The following is a 6,000-nucleotide window of genomic DNA, read 5'->3' on the forward strand; positions in this document are numbered from 1 at the left end:
CAAAAATAAAGTATAAGTTCTCCTTTTTAAGAATTTAAGCAATGAAAAAGAATTTAATTGTATTTGGTACAAGGCCAGAAGCAATCAAAATGGCTCCTTTGGTGAAGGAATTTAAAAAGCAACATCAACAGTTTGATACACGGGTATGTGTAACGGCTCAGCATCGTGAGATGTTAGATCAAGTGTTGGATTTTTTTGATATTGTACCAGAGTATGATTTAAATCTCATGAAGCCCAATCAAAATTTATATAGCCTAACGGCTGATATTATAGTTGGATTAAAAGAGGTGTTGGAAGATTTTCAGCCCGATTATGTTTATGTTCACGGGGATACGACAACAACTATGGCGGCGAGCTTGGCAGCTTTTTACAGTGGGGCGAAAGTATGTCACGTAGAGGCGGGGTTGCGCACCAACAATAAGCGATCACCTTTTCCAGAAGAGATGAATCGCCAGGTTACGGGTCGAATTAGCGATTACCATTTTGCTCCTACGGAGGCTTCTCAGGTAAATTTACTGCAGGAGAATATTGATCCCCAGACTATTATTATCACGGGAAATACGGTAATTGATGCTTTGTTAGAAAGTGTGGAACGCGTGGAAGAATTGCAAAATGAGGCGATTCACAAACTCAAACAATTAGTTGATCCAACCAAGAAATTAATTCTCGTTACGGGCCACCGCAGAGAGAACCATGGCGATGGATTTATTCGCATTTGCGAAGCGTTGAAGGAAATTGCAACCACCCATACCGATGTACAAATCATTTATCCTGTACATTTAAATCCCAACGTAATGAAGCCCGTTTATGATATTTTGTCCGAGATTGACAATATTAAGCTGATAGAGCCCTTAGCGTATCCTTCCTTTGTTTGGCTGATGAATCAAAGTTATTTGATTATTACAGATAGCGGAGGAGTACAAGAAGAAGCACCTAGTTTAGGTAAACCTGTTTTAGTGATGCGAAATACCACAGAACGTCCAGAAGCCGTGGAAGCTGGAACTGTTATTTTAGTGGGAACAGAAACCCAAAAAATTGTCAGTGAAGCAAATAGTCTGTTGACTGATACGGCACGTTACACCCAGATGTCAGCTTTACACAACCCTTATGGAGATGGTAAAGCTTGTCAGCGTATTGTAGCGTTTATTGAAGGGTTGAAAGGTTAGATGAGGATGAGAAAGTTTAAGCGATTGACCGTTTAAGCGAATTTTCTCTTTCATACAAAATCCCCTAATAACAGCTAACAACGAACAAAAAAAAGACAAAAAAACAAAAAAATATATGCAAGTAGTAACCATTGGATTAGGGTATATAGGATTGCCTACATCGGCCTTAATTGCACAGAATAAAATACACGTACATGGTGTAGATATCTCCCAACATGTGGTGGATACTATCAATGCGGGAAAAATTCACATTGTAGAGCCTGATTTAGATCAAGCCGTAGCACAAGTGGTGCAATCGGGATATTTAAAGGCGGCTACTAAACCCATTCAAGCAGATACCTATTTGGTGGTGGTGCCCACACCTTTTAAAGGAGGAAATCACGAACCGGATATTTCTTACGTAAAGGCAGCCACAACGGCTGTTATTCCCTTGTTGAAAGAGGGGGATTTATACATTATTGAGTCAACTTCTCCTGTTGGAACAACAGAAAAAATGATGGAGTACATCTTTACAGAACGTCCAGAATTAGAAGGGAAAATATATTTAGCGTATTGTCCAGAGCGCGTATTGCCAGGAAATGTCATGTATGAATTAGTTCACAATGACCGCGTGATTGGTGGAGTCAATGAAGCTTCTACACAAAAGGCTATTGCTTTTTACCGTCAATTCGTACAAGGTACTTTGCATCCCACAAATGCACGTACGGCAGAAATGTGTAAACTAACGGAAAACTCCTCTCGTGATGTGCAGATTGCCTTTGCCAATGAGTTGTCTCTAATCTGTGATAAAGCAGGGATAAATGTTTGGGAACTGATTGAATTGGCAAACAAACACCCTCGCGTGAATATCTTACAACCCGGATGTGGGGTAGGAGGACACTGCATCGCAGTGGATCCGTATTTTATTGTTTCGGAATTCCCGATGGAATCTCGAATTATTGCTCAAGCAAGAGAAATTAATAATTACAAGTCCTTTTGGTGTGCAGAAAAAGTAAAGTCCACCCGTTTAGCCTTTGAATTAAAAGAAGGTAGAGAACCCGCTATTGCTGTCATGGGATTGGCGTTTAAACCCAATATTGACGACCTACGTGAATCGCCTGCCATCTATATCACAGAGCGAATTCTACAAGATTCAGGAGATGCCGATTTGTTTATTGTAGAACCTAATGTTCACGAACATAAAATCTTTAAATTAACCCACTATAAAGAAGCAGTAGAAAAAGCAGATATCGTTGTTTTTCTCGTTGCTCATACTGAATTTAAAACACTGGAAATCCCAACAAATAAAGTTGTGTTGGACTTCTGTGGGGTAAGAAAAAATTAGTAAAATGGTTTATAGGTAACCATTGACAAAAAATATTCAAAACAAAGAAAACCATTCCGATAAGGGAATGGTTTTTTCTTGCCCGTTACCTGATCTCACATCACGGATAATCAATCCCTTTTTTCGTAACTTTGTGTATATTCAATTAGATCCATGTTTAGACACCAAGGTAAAAATCGAGCGTATTCTCACAACCTCAAATTGGCTTCCGTACTTTCTTGTGTGGCGGGTATTGTCAATAGTGTGGGGGTGTTGGGATTACATACCCTGACTACCAACGTCACAGGGCATTTTGCTTTTTTTGCAGAAGAGGTGGTAGAGGAGAATTACAATCGCGCGATTGTTTATCTTATTTATACTTTTTTCTTTCTTTTAGGATCGTTTGTGTCGAGTTTGATTATGGAGTGGGTATTGAAACACAAACCCGAAGTGTCTTATGTAATTCCTATTCTGTTAGAGGTGGTGCTCCTGGTAGGGTTGAGTGTTATTGATGTAACCATGCCAAACGCCTTGTTGAAATACAGCGTGTTTACGGCTTTGGTGTTGTTGTTTTCTATGGGGGTGCAGAACTCACTTGTAACTCGTGTATCTGGGGCTGTGGTGCGTACCACCCACTTAACAGGATTGTTTACCGATTTGGGCATCGTACTGTCTCAATTGTTCTTCTATAAAAACCGATCTGAACGCGTACAACTGTTTCGCAGTATTTTCCTTATGCTTGCCATTATTGGCTGTTTCTTTATCGGTTGTGTGGCCGGCGGATTTATGTATTTCCACTACCAATTCAAAACCCTCTTGTTAGGGGCCGCTCTCTTGCTCTTTGCCCTTTGGTATGATCAACTGTTGATGAGCTATTATGCCTTGAGACGCAAAATCCAAAATAGAGATTTTCGATTTTAGGGAGATGGTGTGGTGGTGAGGTGATGAGGTACGTAGGGACCAATGGCAATGGGTCCTATGACATGATTTAATATTGATGAATGGAAAAATCAATGGCAATTGGTCTTGTGACAGGATTAACCAATCTGTCATTCCAGCCCGTCTGTCACCCCGACAGTAGGAGAAATCGTAGCGTAGCGTAGATTCATCGAATATCAAAATAAAGTTTAAACCTATGAGATAGGTCGCATCCCGCGCTCACATCATACTGTTGTGTGAGTAACAGATGCGATCCTTCGTTCCCTCAGGACAGACGTACGGGAGTTGCTGTGTCAAAAAACTCCTTTAATCGATAATTCTTGCAACTTCACGAAGCACAACTTCACAAATCGCAAACCTCACGATGAGCAAACCTCACAAAGCACAACTTCACAAAGCACAACCCTCACGATGAGCAACCCTCACAAAGCACAACTTCACAAAGCACAACTTCACAAAGCACAACTTCACAAAGCACAACCTCACAAATAGCGACTTCACAAAAAAAAACTATATTTACGTTCTTGTATCTTCATGGGGAGTGGTTAGACAAAAAAGAGGTACAAGTAACAGGCCTACCAAAGTAAAAAATGATACCCAACTATGCAGTATAGACCAGATATACAAGGATTAAGAGCATTAGCTGTACTTTTAGTTTTTATTTTTCACCTCAATCCCTCTTGGCTTAGTGGTGGGTTTATAGGGGTAGATGTTTTTTTTGTGATTTCGGGATTTTTGGTGAGTAGCATCATCCTAGATAAAAAAGAAAAGGGAACTTTTCGCTTTTTGGATTTCTATTTCGGACGTGTGAAGCGCATTATGCCTGTGTTTTTGGTGCTGTTAACTTTTGTCGGACTCCTAGGGGCTTGTGTCTATGTATGGGTAGATATTCTCAATCTTCGCACTACTATGATGAGAGCAGGTATGTTTGTATCCAACAACTATTTTGCTCATTTAGATACTTATTTCGGAGCGTCTAATCAAGAAAATCCTTTGTTGCATACTTGGACCTTGTCTATCGAAATGCAGTTTTACCTGCTCTTGCCGCTTTTTTTACTGTTTATCCGTAAAAAATATCTTTTGCCAATTAGTGTAATGCTGATTATAGGGTTATTGAGCTATTCTTTTTATTCTAGTCTGTTTCTGAATCAACAAAGTGAAATGTATTTTTCTTTGCTAGCGCGTATTCCTGAGTTTTTAATTGGAGTTGTGTTCGCTATTCGAGGAGAAACGCTGCAAAAATTAATTGGAAAACACCAAAATACAGTCGCTTGGATGGCTTTAGGGGCCATTGTAGCCTGTGGAATACTGTTTTCAGAACAAACGCTTTTTCCAGGACTGTGGGTGCTAATTCCATGTGTTTCAACCGGACTCCTGTTGCTAACGACCACTTCTCAGGTGAATGCGCTATTTTCCACTAAAGGAATGGTACACATAGGAGAATTGTCGTATTCGATATACCTCTGGCATTGGGCTCTTATGGCCTTTGTGCGTTACTACAATATGGATGCGGAACTTGGTGCTTTTCAAATGATTGGAATTGCCGTTTTGACCTATGTCTTGTCTTGGTTGTCTTATACCTATGTAGAAAAGAGATTTCGCTCCTATGCCAACCCCGTGTTTTTTCCGAGGTTTATAGCATTGGGATTCCTGTTTCTCCTTGCTGGTGCAGGCATCTACCGCGTGAATCAGTACCTGTTTCCGATTCCCAAAGAATATGCTATGCCTACGTTTGGTATGGATTCTCATGATGATACTTTTGTGCATGCGGGGCCTTATGGAGAAGAGGCAAAAGCACAACCTGATTCCATTTGTTTGATTGGAGATAGTCATGCCCTTGCTTATAAAGGAGTTTTGGATGAAATAGGAAAGGAGTATAATTTTTCCTTTTGGTCTGTGACTAATGATCGATATCCATTGATTCCCAATATTGCGCCAAGTGATTTTGATAAAGAAGAAGAGCGTCAACAATATGAGGCGCTAATCAAGGAATTTGAGGTAGTAAAGAAAAAGAGTAAAATTATTTTTATTGCAAGTGCCTGGTTAAAGGAAATCACTTCGCTAGAAACGGCATTTACCTCTTTGGTAGAGAGCTTAGACCCTGATCAGCGCTTGGTTATTTTAGGGGATTATCCCAAGTTGGATCGAAATCCCATACGCGCAACACGTGATTTTATTTATACCGAAAATAGTAGGGAAATTCAACGCCTAAATTCACCTGAACCGCAATTTGTACTTGATGCCATTAAGAATAATCCCGATCAGGTGTTGTATCTCGATTTCAACTTCAACAAAGTGTCAACCTTGCCTTACTTCAACGATACGTTAGGTTATTATGACGAAGGACACCTCAATGCCTTCGGTAGTCGAAAAATAGGAGATCTGATGGAACACGATTTTATGACTTTCGCCAAGAAGCATGATTTGATTGATTAGGGATGGTTTTTTTGAATGTTGAATGTTGAATGTTGTATGTTGTATGTTGAATGTTGAATGTTGCTGAAACGATAAGATGCGTAGGGACCAATGGCAATGGGTCCTATGACATGATTCAATAGGGATGAATAGAAAAATCAGAGTAGGGTGAGATGC

4 protein-coding genes are annotated in these 6,000 nt (G+C 40.0%); all 4 read left to right on the forward strand.

Translation table 11 applies throughout. The features are described 5' to 3' along the window. The first annotated feature begins 41 nt into the window (after positions 1-41). The 4 genes from wecB to HX004_RS11040 all read left to right on the forward strand — a co-directional run bounded on the left by wecB (position 42) and on the right by HX004_RS11040 (position 5,844). Complete coding sequence (wecB, locus tag HX004_RS11025) at positions 42-1,166, forward strand: non-hydrolyzing UDP-N-acetylglucosamine 2-epimerase (RefSeq protein WP_286442548.1); 1,125 nt, start codon at positions 42-44, stop codon at positions 1,164-1,166. Between the two features lie 115 nt (positions 1,167-1,281). Beyond that, positions 1,282-2,490, forward strand: coding sequence for a UDP-N-acetyl-D-mannosamine dehydrogenase (wecC, locus tag HX004_RS11030; RefSeq protein ID WP_286442549.1), 1,209 nt, complete (start codon positions 1,282-1,284; stop codon positions 2,488-2,490). A 153-nt stretch (positions 2,491-2,643) separates the two neighbouring features. Beyond that, positions 2,644-3,390 carry a YoaK family protein gene (locus HX004_RS11035; protein ID WP_286442550.1) on the forward strand — a complete coding sequence of 249 codons (747 nt, stop codon included), beginning with the start codon at positions 2,644-2,646 and terminating at the stop codon, positions 3,388-3,390. A 621-nt stretch (positions 3,391-4,011) separates the two neighbouring features. Further along, positions 4,012-5,844: an acyltransferase family protein gene (locus tag HX004_RS11040; protein WP_286442551.1), complete on the forward strand. Its 1,833-nt coding sequence runs from the start codon at positions 4,012-4,014 to the stop codon at positions 5,842-5,844. The last annotated feature ends 156 nt before the right edge of the window (positions 5,845-6,000 follow it).

The organism is Myroides sp. 1354, assembly GCF_030324495.1.
Lineage (GTDB): Bacteria > Bacteroidota > Bacteroidia > Flavobacteriales > Flavobacteriaceae > Flavobacterium.

What these genes read in the sequence shown, in the direction of transcription:
- HX004_RS11040 (WP_286442551.1), top strand. Translation starts at nt 4,012, where the DNA reads ATGCAGTATAGACCAGATATACAAGGATTAAGAGCATTAGCTGTACTT.
- wecB (WP_286442548.1), top strand. Translation starts at nt 42, where the DNA reads ATGAAAAAGAATTTAATTGTATTTGGTACAAGGCCAGAAGCAATCAAA.
- HX004_RS11035 (WP_286442550.1), top strand. Translation starts at nt 2,644, where the DNA reads ATGTTTAGACACCAAGGTAAAAATCGAGCGTATTCTCACAACCTCAAA.
- wecC (WP_286442549.1), top strand. Translation starts at nt 1,282, where the DNA reads ATGCAAGTAGTAACCATTGGATTAGGGTATATAGGATTGCCTACATCG.